The sequence below is a fragment of the Salinisphaera orenii subsp. orenii MK-B5 genome (assembly GCF_003788635.1).
GTDB lineage: Bacteria > Pseudomonadota > Gammaproteobacteria > Nevskiales > Salinisphaeraceae > Salinisphaera > Salinisphaera orenii.
The window spans coordinates 25,904-47,183 of the sequence record NZ_AYKH01000012.1; the positions used below are offsets into that span (position 1 = coordinate 25,904).

Here is a 21,280-nt window from a genome sequence, read left to right on the forward strand (position 1 = left end):
CTCCAGGCGTCGGCGACCGGGCGTGCCTACCTGTCGCCATGGCATACGGGCAGGTTTGACAGAGCGCAACAACTGGGATGAACTAACGTAGCGCCTTGCGAACTACTGTTCGCCACGCGCACATTGGCAGTGTGCGAGCAAAAGCTCGTGCCCGCTACAGCGAGGCCCTGAGCATAAACGGGCCCGCGAAGACGAAACATAACCACGCCGGAGGAGAATCCGCATGGCCACCACGCCCGACCAGATCGTATCGCGGTCGAAACTCACGTCGTTCCAGATCGTGGCGATCGCCATCACGGTCGGCCTGAACGGCCTCGACGGTTTCGACGTCCTCTCCATCAGCTTTGCTGCGCCCGGCATCGCGGCGGAATGGGGCATCAACCGCGCTGCGCTCGGCTTCGTGCTCGCGGTCGAACTGATGGGCATGGCCGCCGGCTCGATCATGCTCGGCGGCGTGACCGACAAGATCGGGCGTCGCCCCATGATTCTCGGTTGTCTGGTCGTGATGTCGGTCGGCATGCTGCTTGCAACCATGGCGACGGGCGTAACCACGCTATCGATCTGGCGGCTGCTCACCGGCCTGGGCATCGGCGGCATGCTCGCCGCCACCAACGCTGCCGTGGCCGAACACAGCAACGACAAGAACCGCAATCTCGCGGTGTCGCTGATGGCCATCGGCTATCCGATCGGCGCCGTGCTCGGTGGCTCGGTCGCCGCCTGGCTGCTGCAGTTCTACAGCTGGCGTGCGGTGTTTCTGCTCGGCGGCTGTGTGTCCCTGCTGTTCATCCCCATCGTCTGGTTCCGCCTGCCCGAGACCGTCGCCTTTCTGTGCCAGCGCCAGCCCAAGGGCGCGCTCGAGCGCGTCAACAAGACCCTCAAGCGCATGGGTCATGCCACCGCCGACGCGCTGCCGCCGCCACGCAAGGAAGAACTCAAGGGCGCGACCAGCGATCTGTTCAGCCCGGCGCTTATCGCCACAACCGTGATCGTCACGCTGGCTTATTTCACCCATATCGCGACCTTCTATTTCATCCTCAAGTGGGTACCGAAGATCGTCGTGGACATGGGCTTCGCCGCCTCCTCGGCGGCCGGGGTGCTGGTCTGGGCCAACGTCGGCGGCGCGATCGGCGGCGCCCTGCTCGGCCTACTCACGCGGCGTTTTCCGGTTCGCATTCTCACCATCGGCGTACTGCTGGTGTCGTTCGTGATGGTGTCGGTATTCGGCAGCGGCCATACCACCCTCACCGGGCTCGCGCTGGTGGCCGCCAGCGCCGGCTTTTTCACCAACGCTGGCGTGGTCGGCCTGTATGCGATCTTCGCCGAGGCGTTTCCGACCCATGTACGCGCCTCCGGCACCGGTTTTGCGATCGGCATCGGCCGTGGCGGTGCATCGCTGTCGCCGATCGTCGCCGGCTTCCTGTTCGAGGGCGGCTTCGGCCTGCAGGGCGTGGCCATCCTCATGGCCAGCGGCTCGCTGCTGGCTGCTGCAGCGCTGTTCTTCCTCAAGACCCAGCGTGAGCCCACCACGACCTGAGAGTCGTGACGTTGCAGAGGAGCGCTAGAGCAACGCGTCTAGCAGGAGTTTGACCGCCAGAATGCCCAGTACGGCAAGGATCACGCGGTCGAAAAGCTTACGCGGCAGATGTCGGGCCAGGCGCGCACCCAGCGGCATGAACAGCACGACCGGCAACAACGCGCACGTGCTCAGCAATAGGCGCTGTGGCGTAAGCACGCCGAGCGCGACGAGCATCGGCAGTTGCGGCAACGTCATGGCCACAAAGAACAGCGACGCCGAGAAGATGAAATACGGCCTCTCCAGCTTCATTGCGTTGAGGAACGTCAATGACACGGGCGCCGACAACCCGGACGCGCCCTGGAGCAGCCCGGCCGACAACCCCGCCGGTGCGCTCAGGCGGCGCGCAAGAGCGCGGCCGATGGACCAGCCCGGGCGCGCGACCCGAAAAGCGATATAAGCGATCACCGCGAAGGCCACACCGAGAGACAGAAAATGCGGCGGCAAACGCGCCAGCATCACGCTGCCGGGCAGCACACCCACAGCACCGGCGCCGGCGAAGCCAAGATGAAATCGCGTCGACAATCGCTGATGGCGGAAACGCCAGGCCTGCCAGCAGTTGGTGAGCAGATTCGGCATCAGCATCACCACGACCGCGAACTGCACGTCGAACATCATGGCCAGCGCCGGCACCGCAAATATCGGTGCGCCAGCGCCGGTCGCCCCCTTGATCACCCCACCCAGGGCCAGGCAGGCGAACGCGATGGCGACCTCGGATAGCGTCATGATTACTCGTTTTCGGCGCTGAGAGGCGCCTGTGCACTGCAGGCGACGGCCGCGATTTGTTTACCGCCGGGGTTGTCGATTTGCTGCCCACCACTGGACCCGGCGTCGAAAGCCGCGGCAAATGCGTTGATTACCGAGCAGCCGATTCGACTCGCGACCGGAACGGCCGGCAACCCCTCGACCTTCGTAGGCTTATGGCCGATTTATGGCCGAACGGCGCCGCGAGCACCCAGGCCCGCGACGCCCCTAACATCAGATCGGGTAGTGGCGCGGCCCCGACTGGAGCGTCATCCAGCGCAGTTCCGTGAATTCGTTGATCCCGGCCTGGCCGCCGAAACGCCCGTAGCCGCTGCTCTTCACGCCGCCGAACGGCATCTGTGCCTCGTCGTGCACGGTGGGGCCGTTCACGTGACAGATGCCGGACTGAATCTGCTGGGCGACACGCATGCCGCGCGAGCCGTCGCCGCTGAATACGGCGGCCGACAGGCCGTATTCCGTGTCGTTGGCCAGGCGGATGGCCTCGGCTTCGTCGCGCGCGCGGATCATCGCCACCACCGGGCCGAAGGACTCTTCCGCGTACAGCCGCATGTCCGCGGTGACGCGATCGATGACCGTCGGCTGCATGATCACCGTATCCGCCTCGCCGCCACAGGCGATGTCGGCGCCCTTCTCTCGCGCATCCGCAATCAGCTCGTTGAGTTTCACGCGTGCCGGTTCGCCGATGAGCGTGCCCAGCGGCGTGTCCTCGTGCTCCGGATCGCCGGCCTTCAGGCTTTCGGCCTTGCGCGCCAGCTTTTCGACGAAGGCATCGGCCACGCTGTCCATCACGATCAGCCGCTCGCTGGACATGCAGATCTGGCCCTGGTTGAAGAAGGCGCCAAAGGCCGCGGCTTCGACCGCTGCATCCAGATCGGCATCGTCGAGCACCACGAACGGCGCCTTGCCGCCCAGTTCCAGCAGTGCCGGCTTGAGCTGGCGCGCGGCCGTCTCGGCGATGATGCGCCCGACCGCGGTGGAACCGGTGAAGTTCACGCGCCGGACGTGCGGGTGTTCAATCAACGCTTTCACGACCTCGGCTGCGTCTTCCGGCGCATTGGTCACCACGTTGACCACGCCCTCGCCCAACCCGGCGCTGACCAGCGCCTCACCAATCAGATGATGGACCGCCGGGCACTGTTCCGAGGCCTTGAGAATCACCGTATTGCCGCAGGCGAGGGCCGTAGCGACGGCCCGCGTGCCGAGAATAATGGGCGCGTTCCAGGGCGCTATGCCAAGCACCACGCCGCAGGGCACGCGCACCGAGAAGGCGAAGTTGCCGGGCACCTCGCTGGGAATGGTTTGACCACTGACCTGGGTGGTCAGCGCGGCCGCCTCGCGCAGCATGCCGGCGGCGATATGCACATTGAAACCGGCCCAGCCGGCGGTGGCGCCGGTCTCGGCGACCATGCACTCGATGAACTGCTCGGTGCGCGCTTCGAGCTCGTCGGCCGCGGCCAGCAATTTCGCCCGCCGGGCGTGCGGGCCGACCTTCGCCCATGCCCCGAACGCGGCATGAGCCGCTTGGGCGGCCGCGTTCGCATTCTCCACGGTCGCGGCTGCCGCACGAGTGGCCACCATACCCGAGGCCGGCGTACAGCGGTCGAACGTCGTGCCGCCCACCGCCGGGCACGATTCCCCACCGATATAAAGATTAATGCTGCGCATGGCTCACCTCATTCAAAATACTGTTTTTACAACCAAAACACAAACTCAGGTTATTTTCATCAAGAATCACGCTATTAAAGACCAGCTGGCTACACGCCAAGTCTTATCTATCGAGCCTTTTAGCGATGTCCAGTAACCTATTCGAGTCAGCACTAACCGCTCATTATTGGCACCTATAGCCTAGATCCGGAGCGGCATCGAAAAAGCAGACTGCAAGGGCCGCACCTTCGCCGAGATACTGGCTGAAGCAACCAAGCCTGTTCATTATCATGATATTGAAGGGCGTCGCTAATTCTAATTTCCAGCGGCGCCTTCATTAATCCAACTCTCGAATTTGGCAATCTCTTTCTTGGTTAGAGGCCCACTACCCAGTGGCATACGTGCGCCGCTGCCGCCGACTTCCAGCTGGTTGCCTTTTAGCTTATGTATCAGGTAGCTCTCCGTGGAATCGCCGGGCTCGACCCTTGCTAAACCGGACTGGGAACTGGGCTGCGCCACCAAATTGGCCAACGCATTTCTCCGATCGAGTGCTAGGTTCCCTTGTTCAGCGCCACGAACGTGGCATACAACGCATCTTTCGTTAAGAATGGGCTGAATGTCTTTGCTAAAAATAACCGAATCATCAGCCCTCGGAGCCGAGGACAAAAACGCCAGCAGTACAGCGAAAAAGCGAATCGCGAGAAGCTTAGGCGTCATATGACTGTGCTCCGGCGACCTGTTCCCCCGCGATATAGCCAAAAGTTAGTGCCGGACCAATAGTGCCGCCGCCGCCCCAGTAAGCTTGATGCGCCGGACTGGCGACGCAATTCCCCGCCGCGTACAACCCCGGTATCGGTACGCCCTCGGTGTTGAGCACACGGGATCGACTATCAATTACTGCACCTCCCTTCGTGTCGAGAGTACCAGCGCCCAGTAGTACCGCGTAGTATGGCCCCTTCTCGGAAATCGGGTATAAGGTCTTGTTTGGATAAGGGTTGGTTGGCTTCTGGAGCCATACGGTTTGCCAAGCGTTTTCATTTGGTGTCTCGCCCCGACCAAACCTCTCATCCTTACCAGACCTAGCAAATTGATTAAACTGTTCTATCTCTCCAACTAAATTGCGTTTAAATGACGCATCTAATTTAAGTGCCCCAGTGTGTTCTTCCAAAAGTTGGAGGTGGGTAGCAACCTTGGTCGCTAGCTCATCAAGAGTAGCTGCGCGAATGATATATTCTGGCAAGCTAGCGTCAGGCCCAGGTATAGGATCGTACCCGGCGTAAGCCTTGTGGCTGCGTCCATCCCATATCATGATTCCCAAAAGATTCGGATATTCCAGTCTAACCGGGTCCCAATAAAAATGAACCTGGGTTCGTTCGTTGTACGCGATTTTTTCATTGACGAAACGACGACCATAACGGTTAACTTGCAACATACTGTCGCCTGGTGGAACCCATACGTTGTAGGGCACGCTGCGCCTGCGTACTGCGAGTTCCACTGGAATCTGGCACCACCACGCATTGTTCATGTTGCCAAACATTGCGCCTACACCTGCAGCAATCGGAACGAAATCACCCGTACTTCCCGGCATCGCGCAGCCTCCCCACACACGCCCGCGCAGGAAGCAGTCTGCCATCGCCTTGTTGTGGGTAAATCCGCCGGACGCAAAAACCACGCCTTTCCTAGCTTGGAACTTCACCAAGCCGGCGTCAGGGTCTTCGACAACGAGCCCCGCGACGCGTCCCCCATCGTTTTTAACCAACGACTTAACCTTGTGGTCCAACAGCACTTCAACGGGCTTGCCCTCAAAACCAGCGCGAAGTTTGGTCAAGAGGGCATTGCCGTCGCCGCCGGCGGCCGGCCAAAAGGCGCTTTCGGGATTGTCGCTCATGTCCGTGACCAACGAGCGACCGACTTCGACTTCATCCTCCGGCAAGTGGGCGTGGTAATCCGGCCACACCTGATCTGGCTTGTAGTGCCATGGGCTGATCTTGAGCGTGGTATTAGCCATCAACGCTTGAATTACCCGGCTACCGTTTAAATAAAACGTTTCGAGCTGTGCAAAAGCGTCGGGAGAGATACCCATGGTTTTATGATCCGGCCGATAAAGGTCAGGATAAGCCAACCGGATCATGTAACGTAAAGCGCCCTCGCGATCATCGTTGACTCCTTTCTGGCGCAAGTAAGGATTATTTGGTATCCAAAATACGCCAGCGGACTTTCGGGTCGTCCCTCCAGAAAACGGCATCTTCTCCAGGATGAGTACTGTACTGCCAGCTTGAGCGGCTGCAAGTGCAGCGGCGGTACCAGCGGCGCCACTGCCCACGACGAGCACATCCGCTTTTCTCTCCCATTTCATCGACTTTTCTGCCCGAACGGCCGGTACGGCGGCGATTCCCGCTATGCCAGACAACAATCCAGCCCCTGTCGACACAAGTAGCTTACGACGTCGACGGTTAATTGAGTTGTTCTCTGGCCCTTTGTCTTCGTAGTCAACCATGCTTCTTCCTCGTTCCTGGTTCCTGGTTCCTGGTTCCTGGTTCCTGGTTCCTGGTTCCTGGTTCCTGGTTCCTGGTTCCTGTTCAGCGCTTCCGCTACTGAGCGGTATATCCCCCATCTACAACAAACTCGGAACCTGTCATCCAAGAAGCCGCATCGGAAGCCAAATACAGCGCCGCGCTCGCAACATCAGGGACGCTCCCAAATCGGCCGATGGGATGGCCTGAAAGGAACATATGGCGTGCAGCCTCTGGATTCGGCGCAAGACCGACGTTCACAAGCTGCTCGGGCAAGGCGCTACCCATATCAGTCCAGACAACGCCAGGATGAATCGAATTGACCCGGATTCCATTCTTGAGCAACCCACATTCCACCGCCAATGATTTTGTCATCAACGATACCGCGCCCTTTGATGCACAGTAGGCCGTGACCGCGGGCATGCCGACTTTGCCGGCGATCGACGACATGTTGATGATCGACCCACCGTGCCCCGAAGCGCCATCGGGCGACATTGCGCGGATGGCATGTTTGCAGCCCAGGAAGACCCCGGTCACGTTGACCTCCATCAGACGTCGGAACGCGGAAACGGACTCCTCGCTAGCCAGCACCATATGTTCGATTCCCGCGTTGTTAACTAGGATATCGACACGGCCAAAGGCCCTCACAGTCGCGGCTATCGCCGATTCCCATTCGGGCTCGACAGTTACGTCGTGATGCACGAATTTAGCCGTCCCCCCCATGTCACAGATTTCCTTTGCAATTTCCTCTCCTTCCTTGGCGAGCACATCGGAAAGCATGACTTCGGCCCCGGCATCGGCGAACAACTTACCCATAGCTGCGCCAAGGCCTCGACCACCGCCTGTTACCAATACAACCTTATCTCTCAGGGAAAATAAGCTACCTGAATTGCCCATCGGGTTCTCCTCTAGAATTTTGATTTTTGCATTTCTAATTGCTTTAAAATCGGAATTTAAACTTCGCACGGCATCTCCCGCAGATAATGGCGGCATGAAATGAAGTCTATAGCGGCCGCCTACGCACAATTATCAGCGTGGTTTAAACAAATATAGCGCGTGCGACGGTACTTATCTCAGCCATTCCCAAACACTAGAAATTATAGCCAAGCCCGACATTGATATAGTCAATGTGAGCGTCGAAGTTGATCCCTTGACTTTCCTCGGTTCCGCGAATACTTCCATAGTCCGCGTATGTATAACTTCCCGTTATCTCCCATCGAGGGGATGCCTTATAAGTTACACCGAGACTATAATGGTCGTATTGGTTCAGCGGAGCCAGAGTAGAGAGGGTAGTTTCTGACTTCGGGATTAGCTCGCTAGCGAACGAGGCGCCGGCACGCACAGTCCACCGGCGGTTTACGACATACGATGCACCAAAACGAAAAATATTTTGGTCTTTCCACCCAAAACCAGGGCCATCATTTGCCCCCATTGGGCCGCCCTCCGAAAGTTTGTTGCCATATCCTTCCTCGCCGGCCCAGTTAATCCAAAGGAAATCCGCAGCGAGCGTAAACTTCGGTGAGTATTGGTAACTTAAGCCTACCCCGGCGCGCCGTGGCATGTTAAGCCGCCCATTCGGCAGCAAAGTGTCATAACGATCTAGTTCGCCATATTTAATCCTGCTAAAATAAGTAACCCCTAAACTCAGGTCTTCGAACAATTTCCCTTGATAGCCAACCGCAAAACCGTATCCATAACTAGTTTCTGAACCGGGGTTGGAAAAACCAACGCCCTCCAGACCGCCTATATCTAAACGCTGATAAGCTAACCGCGGGGAAAAGCCAATATATTGATTAGGAGAAAGTTGATAGGTGACCGTAGGGGCAGCGACTACTTGTTTGAGATCAGCCTTTAAATCTGTTGTCCCCAATAACGGCTCCTCGTAGTCAATGCCTAACCCGTGACCAAAAATGGTCAATCCCACAGTAATCTTCTCATTTAATACCTTATTGAACCCCGCGGTAGGCACGGGAACAAACGCAGTGGTCGAATAGCTATCCGAACCAACGTCAGCATCCACTGGCGCGTATAGCACGGTTACATCAACGTCCATACGGTCGCCGACCAGCGCCATACCTGCCGGGTTATTTGCTGACGCCGTAGAATCCTGAGGCAAAGCTATAGATACCCCCCCCATACCCTGAGATTTCGCCCCATAGCCTGGCAACTCCACTCCATTACCCGCGCTGGCGGACAGAGCATATAACCATGTGAGCGAGCAGATGCAGGTGTTTTTCGTGGTCTTTTTTATAGTTTTTCTATTCGCAATCATAATTTTTCCGTATTTCTGTAAAATAGGGGATTACGCTGTGTTATTAACCACTATGCTTCGATGGCAAACCCCTAAGGTGATTACGGATAGCGTTCACGACGAATGCGCGGGCACGCGTGCTTTCAGGGAAAAGGCTAAACAAGCTAAAAAAGCCGTGCATCTGGCCGGCAAACCGCTGATGTACAACTTCGACACCTGCTTCTTTTAATTTGTGAGCGTACGCTTCGCCTTCGTCACGCAGCACATCATGTTCCGCAGTTATGAGAACGGCGGGAGGGAGTCCTGCAAACTCTTCCGCCAATAGAGGGGATGCTTCAGGTTTGAGACGATCTTGTGGATTCGGGCAATAGTTATCCCAGAACCACGCCATGTCCTGTTTACCCAGAAATCCCTGGTTTTCAGCACTCAGATAACAAGGGCCCTCAAGATCCGGCTGGGTAACCGGATAGATTAGAATCTGCTGCGTGATCGCCAACGTCTTTTCACTTGTCGCCATCTGGGCGACCACAGCAGCGAGATTCCCCCCGGAACTGTCACCGGCTATCAGCACGGGCATTTCCGAATTACGCGACGCATATTCCGTTGTCGCCCATTGGAGCGCCGCCCAAACATCATCAAGCGCGGCAGGAAACGGATTTTCCGGTGCCTTACGGTAATCTACCAAGACGACGCTGCAATTGGTCTCCAACGCGATAAGGCGACCTAACGAGTCGTAGTCGTCTATATCCATTACGGTCCAGCCGCCACCGTGACAGTAGATGATTACCCCATCAATCGCGTCACCCGGCGTGAGAACACGTAATTTCGCGGGAGTATTTGCCCCTAGCGGGACATCTTTGACGCTGCGCATTTCCGGGCCAGGGCCCAAGAGCTTCCGCAGGCCGCCCATCACTTCACGCGCTTCCGTAACCGACATCTGGTGGAATGGCTTTATACCTTGATCTTTTAGCGACCCTAAGAACGCTTTTCCTGCAGAATCAATCGTCATCTCCTCACCTTTTTTTGTTTTTTCAAGACTTTTATTATTTCACTAACAAAGCGCTATCTCATCGCTCTTGAGACAAATCGACCTCTTTTACATCTAACGTCACCATCGTAGCCCCTTTGGGTGAATAATTTGGCACGTCCGCCAGTAACGCCTGCCCGACCTCCGAGTTCAAGGCATCGTTAAGCTCTGCGCCGTTACGCCACACGCCCTCGAAAAACAAGAAATATGGGCTTTCCTCGTCCTCGACTTGACCATATGAGGCAGATATCAATCCCGGAAACTTGTTAATTTCCGACAGATGCCTGTTCACGTAGTAATCCATGAATTCTTCAGGGTTGTCCGGATGGGGATAGAACACTATTAATTTATGCATGACACTTGTTCCTTTTTGTGTTGTATAAGATCTATGTCGATATATGCGCCCGATCTACGAGCAGAACGTCGGCTCACTCTAGTAAAAATCCCTTGTACCCGTTACGTGCGGAATTCTCGATAATTTCTTGATAACGCGGACCGCCGCCGAGGTACACCATAAATATTTGAGGTTTCCCCGGGATATTTGCGCCTGAATACCATGAGCTCGCCTTCGGAAGCAGAGTGGTGTCCGCGACTTCTTTCACGTGTGCAATCCATTCGTCTTCTTTCGCTTTATCGGGTTCTATCGACCCGACGTCATTCTTTTCCATATAGTCAATGCAGTCGGCGATCCAATCGCAGTGCATTTCTATTCCAAGGGGCATATTGAACAGGACCGAAGGACTTTGAGGGCCCGTTATCGTGAACATATTGGGAAAACCGTGCGTAGCTAAGCCGTATAGAGTCCGAGGACCCGCGGCCCATTGATCTTTCAGGCGCTGACCGTCTCGCCCCCGTATATCCATACGGAACAAAGCTCCGGTAAACGCGTCAAATCCGGTCGCGTAGATAAGCACGTCGAAATTATAGGTTTCACGTGTTGTGCGCAGGCCGGTGGGCGTGATTTCTTGAATTGGTGTCTGCTTTACGTCAACTAACGTTACGTTGCTGCGGTTAAAAGCCTCGTAATAACCGGTTTCGCACGGCTGTCGTTTAGCACCGTAGTAGACGTCCTCCGGCGGACATAGCTTTTCCGCGATGCTAGGATCCTCGACGCGTTCGCGAATCTTGGCACGCACAAATTCAGCGGCAGTTTCATTGGCTTTTTCATCAAACAATATGTCTTGGTAACTACCAAGCCACAGCGAGAAACCTCCTTCTTGCCAGCATGACTCATAATGTTCTGCACGTTGGGCTTGAGATTCTGCTAATGCAGAAGCGCGGGCGTTCGGAAACGGAACACCACCGAACGAATTCCACGCCTGGTTTCGGAGTGCACTGTAATTTTCCTTAATTTCTTCGTTATCTTTTTCGGTTAGTGGCTTGTTTTGCAGCGGGGCAGCCCAAGCAGGGGTTCGCTGAAACACTGTCAGGTGATCCGCTTCTTTTGCGATTAGTGGAATCACCTGCACAGCGGTCGCACCCGTGCCTATAACTGCGACACGTTTATTCGTAAAATTCACACCCTCCTGCGGCCACCTTCCGGTCACATAACACTCCCCTTCAAACGCCTGCTGTCCAGGGATTTCCGGGACGTTTGCGTCAGATAGCGTACCAACGGCCGGAATGAAGTATTTAGCTTCATATTGTTTGCCGTCATCTGTCTTTATATGCCACCTATTAGGCCCCTCAATAAAGTGCGCCGATAATACGCGGCAGTTGAAGGTTATATTTTTGGCCAGGTCGAATTTTTTCGCCACATAATTCAGGTATTCTAGGATTTCCGGCTGAGCTGCGTATTTTTCTGACCAGGACCACTCTTGCTGTAATTCTTCGGAAAAAGAATATGAGTAGTGGTAGCTTGGTATGTCGCAACGCGCCCCCGGATAGCAATTCCAATACCATGTGCCGCCGACGCTTGGCGCGGCCTCAATAAGACCAACTTTTAGATTAAGACGATCTCTTAGCAAGTGCAGCATATAGAGACCCGAAAATCCTGCGCCAACAACCAGGGCGTCCACATTGATCCTGCTTTCTGAACTCGCGTTCTCAGTGTTCTCCGGATGTTCCGTCATAGGTCTGATCTCCTCTTTAATCTTATATTTTCGTTCGGATATCGGGCAGTGGTCTTTAGCAGTGCTGCCCAGCGCGTGTATCCATAAAATGGGCGACAGCGAGCGCCAAAACACTTAAGCCGGCGAAATGTTCCGACCGCTTTTACGTCCGGGGCACTCGCGTTTCCGATAGCACCTGATACACCCCACCTAAAAGCTATTCCCGTGTACTTCTAAAATTACGATGCTTATCTCTAAAAAGGCGCTGGCTTTATACCGAGCCACGTATGCCGGACTTACCAGGGGCAATGATCCCGTTTGGATCGAGCGCGTCCTTGATCGTTCGATGGATATTCCGCAACGGTTCGCCGAAACTCTGAGCCGCTCGGTCCATAAATTCGATGTTCGTTCGATAAATACCATAACCGCGCTTCTCGAATTCACCGATAAGCTCAGCGAAACAGGCGTGCGCACGCTCTTTTTCCTCTGGATCCTGTCGGTCGTAGAGCAGGTCGATGATGTGATGCATGTCACGCCATCCGACGATGTATTCTGCGACATAGTCGAATCCGTACTTGCCGAGAATCTCTTGGGCCAAGTCGGTCTGGTCCCGGGTTTCCTTGCCCTTCGCCTGGGACACGGGCGCGAACCACATGGATCCGCCGCCGCCGCGCCAGTTGTAAAGGCCAAACTCTTGGAGGTTCATCTCGCCCTTCATGAGCGCGGCTCGATAGCCGAAGGAACCGGAGGCCTTTTCGGCCGCCTCTCCGTGAAAGATCTTCGCCTTACCGCTTTTGCTGAAGGCTTGCTGGATGATGTTCCAGTTCACCTCGATCTGTTCAGGCGTGCCGTATAGCGCGGCATAGATGTTCCACTCGCCGATGCCCTCGTCGCTTTTGATCTTGTCGATGGCTTCGCGCGGGATCGTGCCGTCACCGTCATAGAAATCGCTGCGTGGCTTGTGCGATGCGACATCCCACAAGGTATGAGCGATCACGACTGCGTTAGGAATCACCTGACTGATACGCAGCGGACGCATGATCTCGACAATTTCCTCGATGTCCTCCGGGTCTGGGTATTGAATCAGGAAGGGACGATAGGCCGGCGGGGCGGGCATGAGCCAAAGCCCCATTTTGGTCACGATGCCGTAGTTGGATTGGGTGAATAGCCCGTCGATGTAAGGCCCGTAGCCCCACTTGAAGACTTGCCACGACGTAGAGTTCGGAATGCCACCCATGCCCGTACGAACGACTTCTCCATTCGGTAGCACGACTTCCATGCCGCACTGGAACATGAAGTGCTCGCCGTAGGGCGTGTAACCGACGCCACGATCCAGCGTGTTACCTACCGGCCCGGCGATTGCCGACGGCGCAGGTGGATCCAGCCACAGCTTGTAACCCGCCTCCTGGATATAGTCATAAAGCTTTTGATAGGTCACGCCCGGCTCGATGAGCGCGGTGCAGACCTCCGGGTCGACGTCAATGATCTGGTCCATGTTCCGCAGGTCGAGCATCACCTGACCGGTCTCGCCGGGCGCTGCTGAGCCATAGCCCAGGTTCTTTCCCGTAGAGATCGGCCATATCGGCACGCCGTACTCGTTGCAGATCTTCACGATCGCCTGAACCTGTTCCGTACGAGTCGCCAATAGCGCAGCGGAGGGGATATAGTCGCGGTCGTGGCCCGCCATCATCAACTTGGTGTACGGCGCGAGGTGGTCGCTGTCGATCAGCACGTTATCGCCGCCTACAACATCCTTGAACTTCTGCAAGGCTGAATCAAAATCGGCGGCGGATACACCGGGCGGTAGAGTGCGGTCGGATTGCTTCATGTCGTTACCGTTTTGTTCTGAGGGCAGGGCTTAAACGCGAATGAGGAAACTGTGCTCGCGCGCGTCTCGCGGCGCCGCGACGACGCGTTGTCCAGGTCGCGTATCGGCGTGGGGCGAAAGCGGGGTATGGTCGGCGAGCGCTGCATAGAGACCGCCAAGATCACGGCGCCAGTCGCGCGGGTTCGATTCTTGGAAACTCACCGGGCTATTCGTTTTCCAGCTGCGTACTGAGTGCGCCTGCGGCGCGTGGCGACCCAGGGCCACGATTCGGCCGCGTCCGGCGGCCAGACTGGTTAACAGCACCAACTCTGCGTCGTCGGCAAAGCCGGCGATCCAGTAGCCCGGGCGGCTACGGGCGAGCTCCAGTACATTGAGTCGGCCAGCGAAAGTGCTTTGCCACCCCGCACGACTAAAGCCCTGCCGTAATGCTCGGCTCGCGCGCTCGGGGCCATAGACGGCGACCCGGCGTGCCATCAAGGGCGCGGTCGGCTCGCCCGCCGCCAGCCCAACGGCAAAAGGCGCCAGTGAGCCGAGCGCCAGCCCGTGCTTGAGTAGTTCGCGTCGCGATAACGTCATGTCATTTCTCCGTACTGCGGGGGGCAAACTCGCCGCTCATGAGCGCTTCGAGCAGCGCATCCAGTTCCACGTCGCTGATCTCGGAATGACGAAATGCGGGCATGGCATTGCGACCATGGCGCACAACTTGGCGCATGTAATCGCCACGCGCCTTATGTACGGACTCGGGAAATTTCATGGTGATGGGCGGCCCCACGGCCTTATCGCCCATATGGCAATGTGCGCAGACTTGATTGAATACTTGGTGTGGCGCGCGCGGTTCCTCGGCCTCCGCGGCCGTCACGGTCACGGCAAGCAGTATTAGTGCGAACAGCGCAGCTAACGCGCCCCTTGGGGTTACCTCCATCGCAGCAGTCTCCCTTTGCTTTTTGTCGAAATGCGATCACAACGTGTGCGACCGCGAATCTACGTCAATCCAAAGATCGTGCCCACTTTGCTGACACAAGGAACTTCTATTCAAATACAATAACCTATGATGTTTTCGATCGACTGCCAGCCGCATACTTATTGTTTATATGCGCAACGCAATACATAATAATTCATCAAATAATTAACTTGTGCGACGAAAAGTGAGGAGAGATAGCCAATGCCGTGTCAATACAAACCGAGTTATCCAAGCACCCGAGACCTCGTACAGGCACTACGCTTTCTGCCTGAAGAGGGCCAGATCTGGCTGGGCGAACAGCGGATGCTGCTTATGCCGCTGCAGGCCTCGGCCTTCTTTCGTGAGGAACTGGTTAGGCACCTAGGCATGGAACGCGCCAAGGGCCTGTTCATGCGGCTTGGCTATCACGCTGGGCTGCGCGACGCTGAGCTCGGTCATACGCTTCGCGATCGCCCTGAACAGCTTGAGGAAAGCTATTTCGCCGGGCCCCAGCTTCACGCTCTACAAGGTCAGGTACTAGCGGTGCCCATCGCGCTCGATATGGACCTGGAAAACGATCGCTTCTACAGTGAATTCGTCTGGGAGAATTCTTTTGAGGTCGATGCTTGGCGAGCCCAGGGCCTGCAAAACGAGCCCGTTTGCTGGACGCTTCTCGGATACGCTAGCGCCTACGCCAGCCATCTTTTCGGTCGCGAAGTCCAGTTCCGCGAACTGGAATGTCGCGGTCGAGGTGATGCCAGATGCAGGATCGTCGGGCGCTTGGCCCACGAATGGGCCGATCACGAAAGCTTCGCCGAGTATTTTCGAGCTGATCCTCTGATCAATGAACTCCACGAGCTACAAGACCAGATGGCCACGCTCCAAGCTGACATTGCGCGTACTCGCGCCGATCAACCGCCAAGTGCGACCGGCCGCTCACGTGCCTTCCGTAACATGCTGGCGCTTCTCGACAGCACCGCACCCACCGAAGTACCCATACTTCTACATGGCGAGACAGGGACCGGCAAAGAAGTGTTAGCGCGGCGTATTCACCAAGGCAGCCACCGAGCCGAAGGCCCATTCGTAGCCATCAATTGTGCCGCGATTCCGCCCGATCTGGTAGAAGCCGAGCTATTCGGCGCGGAAAAAGGCGCTTTCACCGGCGCAACGGAGCGGCGCATCGGCCGGTTCGAACGAGCATCTGGCGGGACCTTGTTTCTGGACGAGGTGGCTGAACTTTCTCCCCGTGCCCAAGCGGCGCTGCTACGCGTCCTAGAGGAAAATGAAATCGAACGTGTCGGCGGGCAAAGCGTGATCAGTGTAAATGTGCGGCTCGTTGCCGCGACCCATGCGGACCTCTCCGTGCGCGTAGAAGACGGTCAGTTCCGCAAGGACTTATTTTATCGGCTTAATTCTATGACGCTGCGCATACCCGCGCTGCGCGAACGCATGGACGATATCGTTGAGTTCGCCGAACAGTTCCGCCACAACTTTGAAACCCAGTATGAACATCATACGCTCGGTTTCACCGATCAGGCCGTATCAGCACTTAAGCGCCATCAATGGCCAGGCAATATCCGCGAGCTCAAGAACACGGTCGAGCGCGGCGTCATCCTAACTGCCCCACGCACACGCATCGTCGAGCACGCGCTTTTTGCCCAGGCGCCACAGAGCACCGGCGCGCAAGCAAATAGTCATCGGTTAGACGCGCAGGGACACATCGAAATTCGGGATATGCCGAATGAACAAACCGACCTAACGACTCTGGTCAAACCACTATTTGCGGCCGGCAAGAGTCTAGACGAGATAGAACAAACAATGATCCAGATTGCGCTCAACGCAAACAACGGTAACGTCTCTTCTGCGGCACGTAGTGTCGGCATGAGCCGTGCGACTTTTGACTATCGACATAAGAAATATAAATGAGTTCGAAATACGCTGGTTGATACTTTAATACTTATACACTTTTAGATATTTCTAGCGACTGCGTTAGAGGTCAATAGAACTGCTCGTTTTATCGGGCAACTATAGCCTGAGCGATTTGCTGGTCCGCCGCTAATTTGATGTCAGGGTGGCCCTATCCGTCAAGGTAGTTGTCGACCGGCTAGATAGCCAAATCACGGTACTGCTGAATGCGCTCAAAGCTCATATTCATGACGATGCCGATCTGCGGCCCAAGCACTTTTGCTGACCAGCATTCCCGGCATCAGTGCCAAAACAGCGGCGTTGTTGCTGCCTGAACTCGGTGATCCGTTGTCGTTCACCGGCGCACGCGAAATCGCGGCTTTTGCCGGCCTGAATCCCAAGCTGGCCGAATTGGGCGAACATAAAGGGAGTGCGCACATCTCACGCACGGGCTCGGTGCGACGTCGCGTTGGGCTCTACGTACCCGCTATCGTGACGATGACACACAACCCGGCGATCAAGGCGCTTCGGCAGCGTCTGCAACAACGCGGCAAGGCCGGCAAGCAGATCGCCTGTGCCGTCTGCGTAAATTGCTGCATATTGTGTACGGCGTGCTCAAATCCAACAGGCCGTTCGATCCGGCATTCGCTATTGCACGCTAATACCCGGGACTGTATCTACTGAGACGTCACACCTAGGCCGTCGCCGCTAACCACGCAATGCCTGTGCGGACGGGCTTGCCAGCGCATCGGCCGCGCCAGATGACAAGAACCCGGCCGGCTGTTCGCATAGCGAACAGGGCATCTCGTTGCTACACTCCGGGGCGAAATTCCGTTCTATCACCGGGCGCGACGTGGCAGCCGACCAGATCGACGACAATCCAGCGGGCCTGACGCCCGATCACCGCGACTTCGTGACGGCGCTGGCCACGGGGCTGCAGGTCATCCGTGCCTTCGATGCCGAGAACCCACGCATGACCCTCAGCGAGGTGGCCGCGCGTACCGGCATGAACCGAGCGAAGGCGCGGCGTTTCCTGCTCACCCTGCACGGGCTGGGCTATGTGCGCCGCCAGGCGCGTTATTTCGAACTCGCGCCCAAGACCCTGCAGCTCGGCTATGCGTTTCTCTCGGCGAACAACTACCAGTCGGTCATTCGTCAGCATCTGGAGCACATCACCGAACAGACCGGCGAATCGTCGTCGATGGGCGTGCTGCAGGGCTCGGACGTGATCTATGTCGCCCGCTCGGCCGCGCCGCATCGGCTGATGACCATCGCCCTGTCGGTGGGCACCCATCTGCCGGCCGCCGCGACCTCCATGGGCCGCATGTTGCTGGCGACGCTGGAACCGGCCGCGTTGGACGCCCTGCTCGCCGAGATCGAACTCAAGGCCTATACGCCGCGCACCGTCACCGATGCCAAGACGCTGCGCGCGCATATCGATACCGCCCGCGAACAGGGCTACTGCATTGTCGATCAGGAGCTGGAATCCGGGCTGCGCTCGATGGCGGTTCCGGTCTACAACATGCACGGCGTTCTGCTCGGCGCGATCAACGTCAGCACCAACGCCGCGCGGATCGACAAGAAGACCCTCACCCAGCGTTTTCTGCCGTTGCTGCAACAAACTAGCCGCGATATTGCACGCGAGGTCAGCTGAGCCACCCGCGATTCGGCGTGCGACACTCGCCGGCCTGCATGAACCCCAGGATTTCCTGATGCTCGACGCTTTTCTCCGCCATCCTTTCATGAGCCGTGACGGTCGTGCGGCTTCCAGTGCCGAGGCTTTCGTCACCGCGATGTGCCGGGTCGAGATCGGCCTGTCGCGGGTCCAGGAAGCCGCCGGAATATTCCCTGCGGGCACCGCGCAAACGATCTCGCAACACATACGCGCCGAGGCATTCGATCTCGACGCGCTGGCCGCGGACAGCGCCGACGGCGGCAACGTGGCCATCCCCTTCGTCAAGCAGGCCAAGGCCTTGCTGCCGGCCGATCTGCGCAGTCATTTTCATCGCGGCGCGACCAGCCAGGACATCGTCGATACTGCCCTCATGCTGGTGCTGCAACCACGGCTGACCCATTGCCTGGACCTGCTGCAACACAGTCGCCAGGACGGCCTCGCGCTCATGACCACGCACGAGAACACGCCGATGATCGGGCGTACGCTCATGCAGCAGGCCATGCCGATCACTTTCGGCGCCAAGGTGGCGCAGTGGCTATGGGGACTGGCCCAGGCCGAGCAACGGCTGGCAGGCGTCGCCCGTAACGGCCTCTATGTTCAATTCGGCGGCCCGGTGGGCGTGCATACCGGGCTCGAAGAGCACGGCCCGGCGTTGATGGACGCACTGGCCGACGAGCTCGGCCTGGCCCGGCCCGTGCTGCCCTGGCATACCGACCGCCAGCCGATCCTCGCCATCGGCGATGCGCTGGGCGTGGTAGCGGTCGCGGCCGAGAAGATCGCGCTCGACGTGGCGCTGATGGCCCAGACCGAAATCGGCGAAGTCAGCGAACCGGCGAGTACCGGCGCCGGTGGCTCGTCGTCGATGCCGCACAAGCGCAACCCGGTCGGCTGTGCGCGTATCCGGGCGGCGGCGCGCCAGATCCATGCCACCGTCGGCCTGCTGCATAACGCCGGCGCCCAGCCGATGGAACGCGGGCTGGGCGAATGGCATGCCGAATGGGCGCCGCTGGTCGATGCCGTGCTGCTGCTCGAGGGCGCGCTGGAAACCCTGCAACTGCTGCTCGAAGGCCTGGACGTGCATCCCGAGGCCATGCACCGCAACCTCGCCGTTACCGGCGGCGCGATCCTAGCTACCCCGGCGATCGCTTTTCTTGCCCGGCATCTCGATCGCGATCGGGCCACAGCGCTCGTGCGGGAGGCGACTGCCAACGCCGTCGAGACACATCGGGATTTCGCCGAGGCATTGCTCGACCAGCCCGAGATCGCCGCCGCGGTCGACCTGTCCGCGCTGCGCGCCGCGGTCGATCCGGCGGCCCATGTCGGCGCCAGCCGGGCCCAGGTCGCACGCCTGCGCGAGGCGCTGAAGTCGCTGTAACGAACAGCTTTCCTTCAGACTGGGCGCCTGCACCGCGGCGGCGCCGTGCGCCGCCCGATTGACGCCTCTCGCGCCGACGCATTAGGTTATTCGCATTGCAAACGTGCGTTCGCCTTGCGAACTTTCAAAGAGGCTGATCCGATGGCAGAGTTTCTCTCGCTGCACGACGCCGTATCGCGATACGTGGCCGATGGCGCCACCGTCGCGATGGAAGGCTTCACCCATCTCATTCCGTTCGCGGCCGGCCACGAGGTCATCCGCCAGAAAAAACGCGATCTGACGCTGATCCGCATGACCCCGGACCTGATCTACGATCAGCTCATCGGCGCCGGCTGTGCCAAGAAGCTGATCTTCTCCTGGGGCGGCAATCCGGGCGTAGGTTCGCTGCATCGGCTGCGCGACGCGGTCGAGCACGGCTGGCCCAATTCGATCGAGATCCTGGAACACAGCCATGCGGCCATGGCCTGTGCCTTCGAGGCCGGCGCCGCCGGCCTGCCGCTGGCGATTCTGCGCGGCTATATCGGCTCCGATCTGCCCAAGGTCAACGATCAGATCAAGTTCATCGACTGCCCGTTCACCGGCGAACGCCTGGCCGCGGTGCCGTCGATCCGCCCGGACGTGTCGATCGTGCACGCCCAGAAAGCGGACCGCCACGGCAACGTGCTGGTCGAAGGCATCGTCGGCGTGCAGAAGGAAGCGGTGATGGCGGCCAGGCATTCGATCGTGACCGTCGAGGAAGTGGTCGATGATCTGGATACCCATCCCAATGCCTGCGTGATCCCTGGCTGGGTGATCGATGCCGTTGCCGAAGCCCCAGGCGGCGCGAAGCCGTCCTATACCCACGGCTACTATCCGCGCTCGAACAAGTTCTACAAGGACTGGGACCCGATCGCCCGCGATCGCGAGGCGTTCAGCGCCTGGCTGGATGAAAACGTGTACGCCAACGAAGGAGCCAAGGCATGAGCGAGCGCTACAGTGCATCCGAGATGATGACCGTGACCGCGTCGCGCGCGCTGGCCAACGGCAACACCTGTTTCGTCGGCATCGGCCTGCCCAGCGAGGCGGCCAATCTGGCGCGCCTGACGCACGCCCCGGACGTGGTGCTCATCTACGAATCGGGCACCCTGCAGACCCGGCCTGACGTGTTGCCGCTGTCGATCGGCGACGGCGAGCTGTGCGAGACCGCGCTGACCACGGTGTCGGTGCCCGAGATGTTTCGCTACTGGGTTCAGGGCGGCCAGATCGACGTCGGCTTTCTCGGCGCGGCCCAGGTCGACAAGTACGCCAATCTCAACACCACCCTGATCGGCGACTACGACAACCCCAAGGTCCGCCTGCCGGGCGGCGGCGGCGCGCCGGAAATGGCAACCTGCACGGGCGAGATCTTCATCACCCTCAAGCATTCCAAGCGCACGTTTGTGGATGAAGTCGATTTCGTCACCACCGTCGGTTTCGGCCGCGACGGTACGGCGCGCGACAATGTGCCCAACATCGGCAAGGGGCCGACGCGCATCATCACCGATCTGTGCGTGATGCAGCCCGATGCCGACACCAAGGAACTCACGGTGACGTCGCTGCATCCCGGCGTGACCCGCGAACAGGTCATCGAGGCGACCGGCTGGGAGATACGCTTTGCCGACGACATCGACGAAACGCCGGTGCCCGACGACCACGAACTCGAGGTGCTGCGCGAATTGAAGGCGCGCACCGAACGACACCACAGCGAGGCCTGA

The 21,280-nt window shown here is 58.3% G+C and carries 19 protein-coding genes; 7 read left to right on the forward strand and 12 right to left on the reverse strand.

Annotation, left to right across the window (positions count from 1 at the left end; all coding sequences use genetic code 11):
- Positions 1-223: 223 nt before the first annotated feature.
- Positions 224-1,534, forward strand: coding sequence for an MFS transporter (locus tag SAOR_RS07040; RefSeq protein ID WP_123630803.1), 1,311 nt, complete (start codon positions 224-226; stop codon positions 1,532-1,534).
- Between the two features lie 24 nt (positions 1,535-1,558).
- Here SAOR_RS07040 and SAOR_RS07045 read toward each other — a convergent pair whose 3' ends face one another.
- The 12 genes from SAOR_RS07045 to SAOR_RS07100 form a co-directional block, all read right to left on the reverse strand.
- Entirely contained in the window at positions 1,559-2,299 is a 741-nt protein-coding gene (locus SAOR_RS07045) for a sulfite exporter TauE/SafE family protein (RefSeq protein ID WP_123630804.1), read from the reverse strand.
- 252 nt (positions 2,300-2,551) lie between these two features.
- Positions 2,552-4,003, reverse strand: coding sequence for an aldehyde dehydrogenase (locus tag SAOR_RS07050; protein WP_123630805.1), 1,452 nt, complete (start codon positions 4,001-4,003; stop codon positions 2,552-2,554).
- A 294-nt stretch (positions 4,004-4,297) separates the two neighbouring features.
- Positions 4,298-4,699: a c-type cytochrome domain-containing protein gene (locus SAOR_RS07055; RefSeq protein WP_123630806.1), complete on the reverse strand. Its 402-nt coding sequence runs from the start codon at positions 4,697-4,699 to the stop codon at positions 4,298-4,300.
- Positions 4,689-6,479: an FAD-dependent oxidoreductase gene (locus SAOR_RS07060; RefSeq protein WP_185015578.1), complete on the reverse strand. Its 1,791-nt coding sequence runs from the start codon at positions 6,477-6,479 to the stop codon at positions 4,689-4,691. Before SAOR_RS07060 ends, SAOR_RS07055 begins: the two co-directional genes overlap by 11 nt.
- A gap of 94 nt (positions 6,480-6,573) precedes the next feature.
- Entirely contained in the window at positions 6,574-7,392 is an 819-nt protein-coding gene (locus SAOR_RS07065) for a glucose 1-dehydrogenase (protein WP_123630808.1), read from the reverse strand.
- A 193-nt stretch (positions 7,393-7,585) separates the two neighbouring features.
- Positions 7,586-8,767 carry an OmpP1/FadL family transporter gene (locus tag SAOR_RS07070; protein ID WP_123630809.1) on the reverse strand — a complete coding sequence of 394 codons (1,182 nt, stop codon included), beginning with the start codon at positions 8,765-8,767 and terminating at the stop codon, positions 7,586-7,588.
- Between the two features lie 43 nt (positions 8,768-8,810).
- Positions 8,811-9,755: an alpha/beta hydrolase gene (locus SAOR_RS07075; RefSeq protein ID WP_123630810.1), complete on the reverse strand. Its 945-nt coding sequence runs from the start codon at positions 9,753-9,755 to the stop codon at positions 8,811-8,813.
- Positions 9,756-9,813: 58 nt separating this feature from the next.
- The gene (locus SAOR_RS07080; protein WP_123630811.1) at positions 9,814-10,128 is read right to left on the reverse strand and encodes an EthD family reductase; all 315 of its coding nucleotides are present in this window, start codon (positions 10,126-10,128) and stop codon (positions 9,814-9,816) included.
- A gap of 73 nt (positions 10,129-10,201) precedes the next feature.
- A complete protein-coding gene (locus tag SAOR_RS07085) occupies positions 10,202-11,845 on the reverse strand; it encodes a flavin-containing monooxygenase (RefSeq protein WP_123630812.1) in 1,644 nt (547 codons plus the stop codon).
- A 250-nt stretch (positions 11,846-12,095) separates the two neighbouring features.
- Positions 12,096-13,652, reverse strand: coding sequence for an FAD-binding oxidoreductase (locus SAOR_RS07090; RefSeq protein WP_123630813.1), 1,557 nt, complete (start codon positions 13,650-13,652; stop codon positions 12,096-12,098).
- Positions 13,653-13,682: 30 nt separating this feature from the next.
- On the reverse strand, positions 13,683-14,228 hold the full coding sequence (locus tag SAOR_RS07095) for a hypothetical protein (protein WP_123630814.1): 546 nt from the start codon (positions 14,226-14,228) through the stop codon (positions 13,683-13,685).
- Between the two features lies 1 nt (position 14,229).
- On the reverse strand, positions 14,230-14,574 hold the full coding sequence (locus tag SAOR_RS07100) for a c-type cytochrome (RefSeq protein WP_123630815.1): 345 nt from the start codon (positions 14,572-14,574) through the stop codon (positions 14,230-14,232).
- Positions 14,575-14,814: 240 nt separating this feature from the next.
- Here SAOR_RS07100 and SAOR_RS07105 point away from each other — a divergent pair, with 240 nt between their 5' ends.
- From SAOR_RS07105 to SAOR_RS07130, 6 genes are all read left to right on the forward strand, one after another.
- The gene (locus tag SAOR_RS07105; RefSeq protein WP_123630816.1) at positions 14,815-16,518 is read left to right on the forward strand and encodes a sigma-54-dependent Fis family transcriptional regulator; all 1,704 of its coding nucleotides are present in this window, start codon (positions 14,815-14,817) and stop codon (positions 16,516-16,518) included.
- A gap of 258 nt (positions 16,519-16,776) precedes the next feature.
- Entirely contained in the window at positions 16,777-17,181 is a 405-nt protein-coding gene (locus tag SAOR_RS07110) for a transposase (RefSeq protein ID WP_123630817.1), read from the forward strand.
- 169 nt (positions 17,182-17,350) lie between these two features.
- Positions 17,351-18,151, forward strand: coding sequence for an IclR family transcriptional regulator domain-containing protein (locus tag SAOR_RS07115; protein WP_221179908.1), 801 nt, complete (start codon positions 17,351-17,353; stop codon positions 18,149-18,151).
- 58 nt (positions 18,152-18,209) lie between these two features.
- Positions 18,210-19,547 carry a class-II fumarase/aspartase family protein gene (locus SAOR_RS07120; RefSeq protein WP_123630818.1) on the forward strand — a complete coding sequence of 446 codons (1,338 nt, stop codon included), beginning with the start codon at positions 18,210-18,212 and terminating at the stop codon, positions 19,545-19,547.
- Between the two features lie 141 nt (positions 19,548-19,688).
- On the forward strand, positions 19,689-20,510 hold the full coding sequence (locus SAOR_RS07125) for a CoA transferase subunit A (RefSeq protein WP_123630819.1): 822 nt from the start codon (positions 19,689-19,691) through the stop codon (positions 20,508-20,510).
- Entirely contained in the window at positions 20,507-21,280 is a 774-nt protein-coding gene (locus SAOR_RS07130; protein ID WP_123630820.1) for a CoA-transferase subunit beta, read from the forward strand. Before SAOR_RS07125 ends, SAOR_RS07130 begins: the two co-directional genes overlap by 4 nt.

What these genes read in the sequence shown, in the direction of transcription:
- SAOR_RS07040 (WP_123630803.1), top strand. Translation starts at nt 224, where the DNA reads ATGGCCACCACGCCCGACCAGATCGTATCGCGGTCGAAACTCACGTCG.
- SAOR_RS07045 (WP_123630804.1), bottom strand. Translation starts at nt 2,299, where the DNA reads ATGACGCTATCCGAGGTCGCCATCGCGTTCGCCTGCCTGGCCCTGGGT.
- SAOR_RS07050 (WP_123630805.1), bottom strand. Translation starts at nt 4,003, where the DNA reads ATGCGCAGCATTAATCTTTATATCGGTGGGGAATCGTGCCCGGCGGTG.
- SAOR_RS07055 (WP_123630806.1), bottom strand. Translation starts at nt 4,699, where the DNA reads ATGACGCCTAAGCTTCTCGCGATTCGCTTTTTCGCTGTACTGCTGGCG.
- SAOR_RS07060 (WP_185015578.1), bottom strand. Translation starts at nt 6,479, where the DNA reads ATGGTTGACTACGAAGACAAAGGGCCAGAGAACAACTCAATTAACCGT.
- SAOR_RS07065 (WP_123630808.1), bottom strand. Translation starts at nt 7,392, where the DNA reads ATGGGCAATTCAGGTAGCTTATTTTCCCTGAGAGATAAGGTTGTATTG.
- SAOR_RS07070 (WP_123630809.1), bottom strand. Translation starts at nt 8,767, where the DNA reads ATGATTGCGAATAGAAAAACTATAAAAAAGACCACGAAAAACACCTGC.
- SAOR_RS07075 (WP_123630810.1), bottom strand. Translation starts at nt 9,755, where the DNA reads ATGACGATTGATTCTGCAGGAAAAGCGTTCTTAGGGTCGCTAAAAGAT.
- SAOR_RS07080 (WP_123630811.1), bottom strand. Translation starts at nt 10,128, where the DNA reads ATGCATAAATTAATAGTGTTCTATCCCCATCCGGACAACCCTGAAGAA.
- SAOR_RS07085 (WP_123630812.1), bottom strand. Translation starts at nt 11,845, where the DNA reads ATGACGGAACATCCGGAGAACACTGAGAACGCGAGTTCAGAAAGCAGG.
- SAOR_RS07090 (WP_123630813.1), bottom strand. Translation starts at nt 13,652, where the DNA reads ATGAAGCAATCCGACCGCACTCTACCGCCCGGTGTATCCGCCGCCGAT.
- SAOR_RS07095 (WP_123630814.1), bottom strand. Translation starts at nt 14,228, where the DNA reads ATGACGTTATCGCGACGCGAACTACTCAAGCACGGGCTGGCGCTCGGC.
- SAOR_RS07100 (WP_123630815.1), bottom strand. Translation starts at nt 14,574, where the DNA reads ATGGAGGTAACCCCAAGGGGCGCGTTAGCTGCGCTGTTCGCACTAATA.
- SAOR_RS07105 (WP_123630816.1), top strand. Translation starts at nt 14,815, where the DNA reads ATGCCGTGTCAATACAAACCGAGTTATCCAAGCACCCGAGACCTCGTA.
- SAOR_RS07120 (WP_123630818.1), top strand. Translation starts at nt 18,210, where the DNA reads ATGCTCGACGCTTTTCTCCGCCATCCTTTCATGAGCCGTGACGGTCGT.
- SAOR_RS07125 (WP_123630819.1), top strand. Translation starts at nt 19,689, where the DNA reads ATGGCAGAGTTTCTCTCGCTGCACGACGCCGTATCGCGATACGTGGCC.
- SAOR_RS07130 (WP_123630820.1), top strand. Translation starts at nt 20,507, where the DNA reads ATGAGCGAGCGCTACAGTGCATCCGAGATGATGACCGTGACCGCGTCG.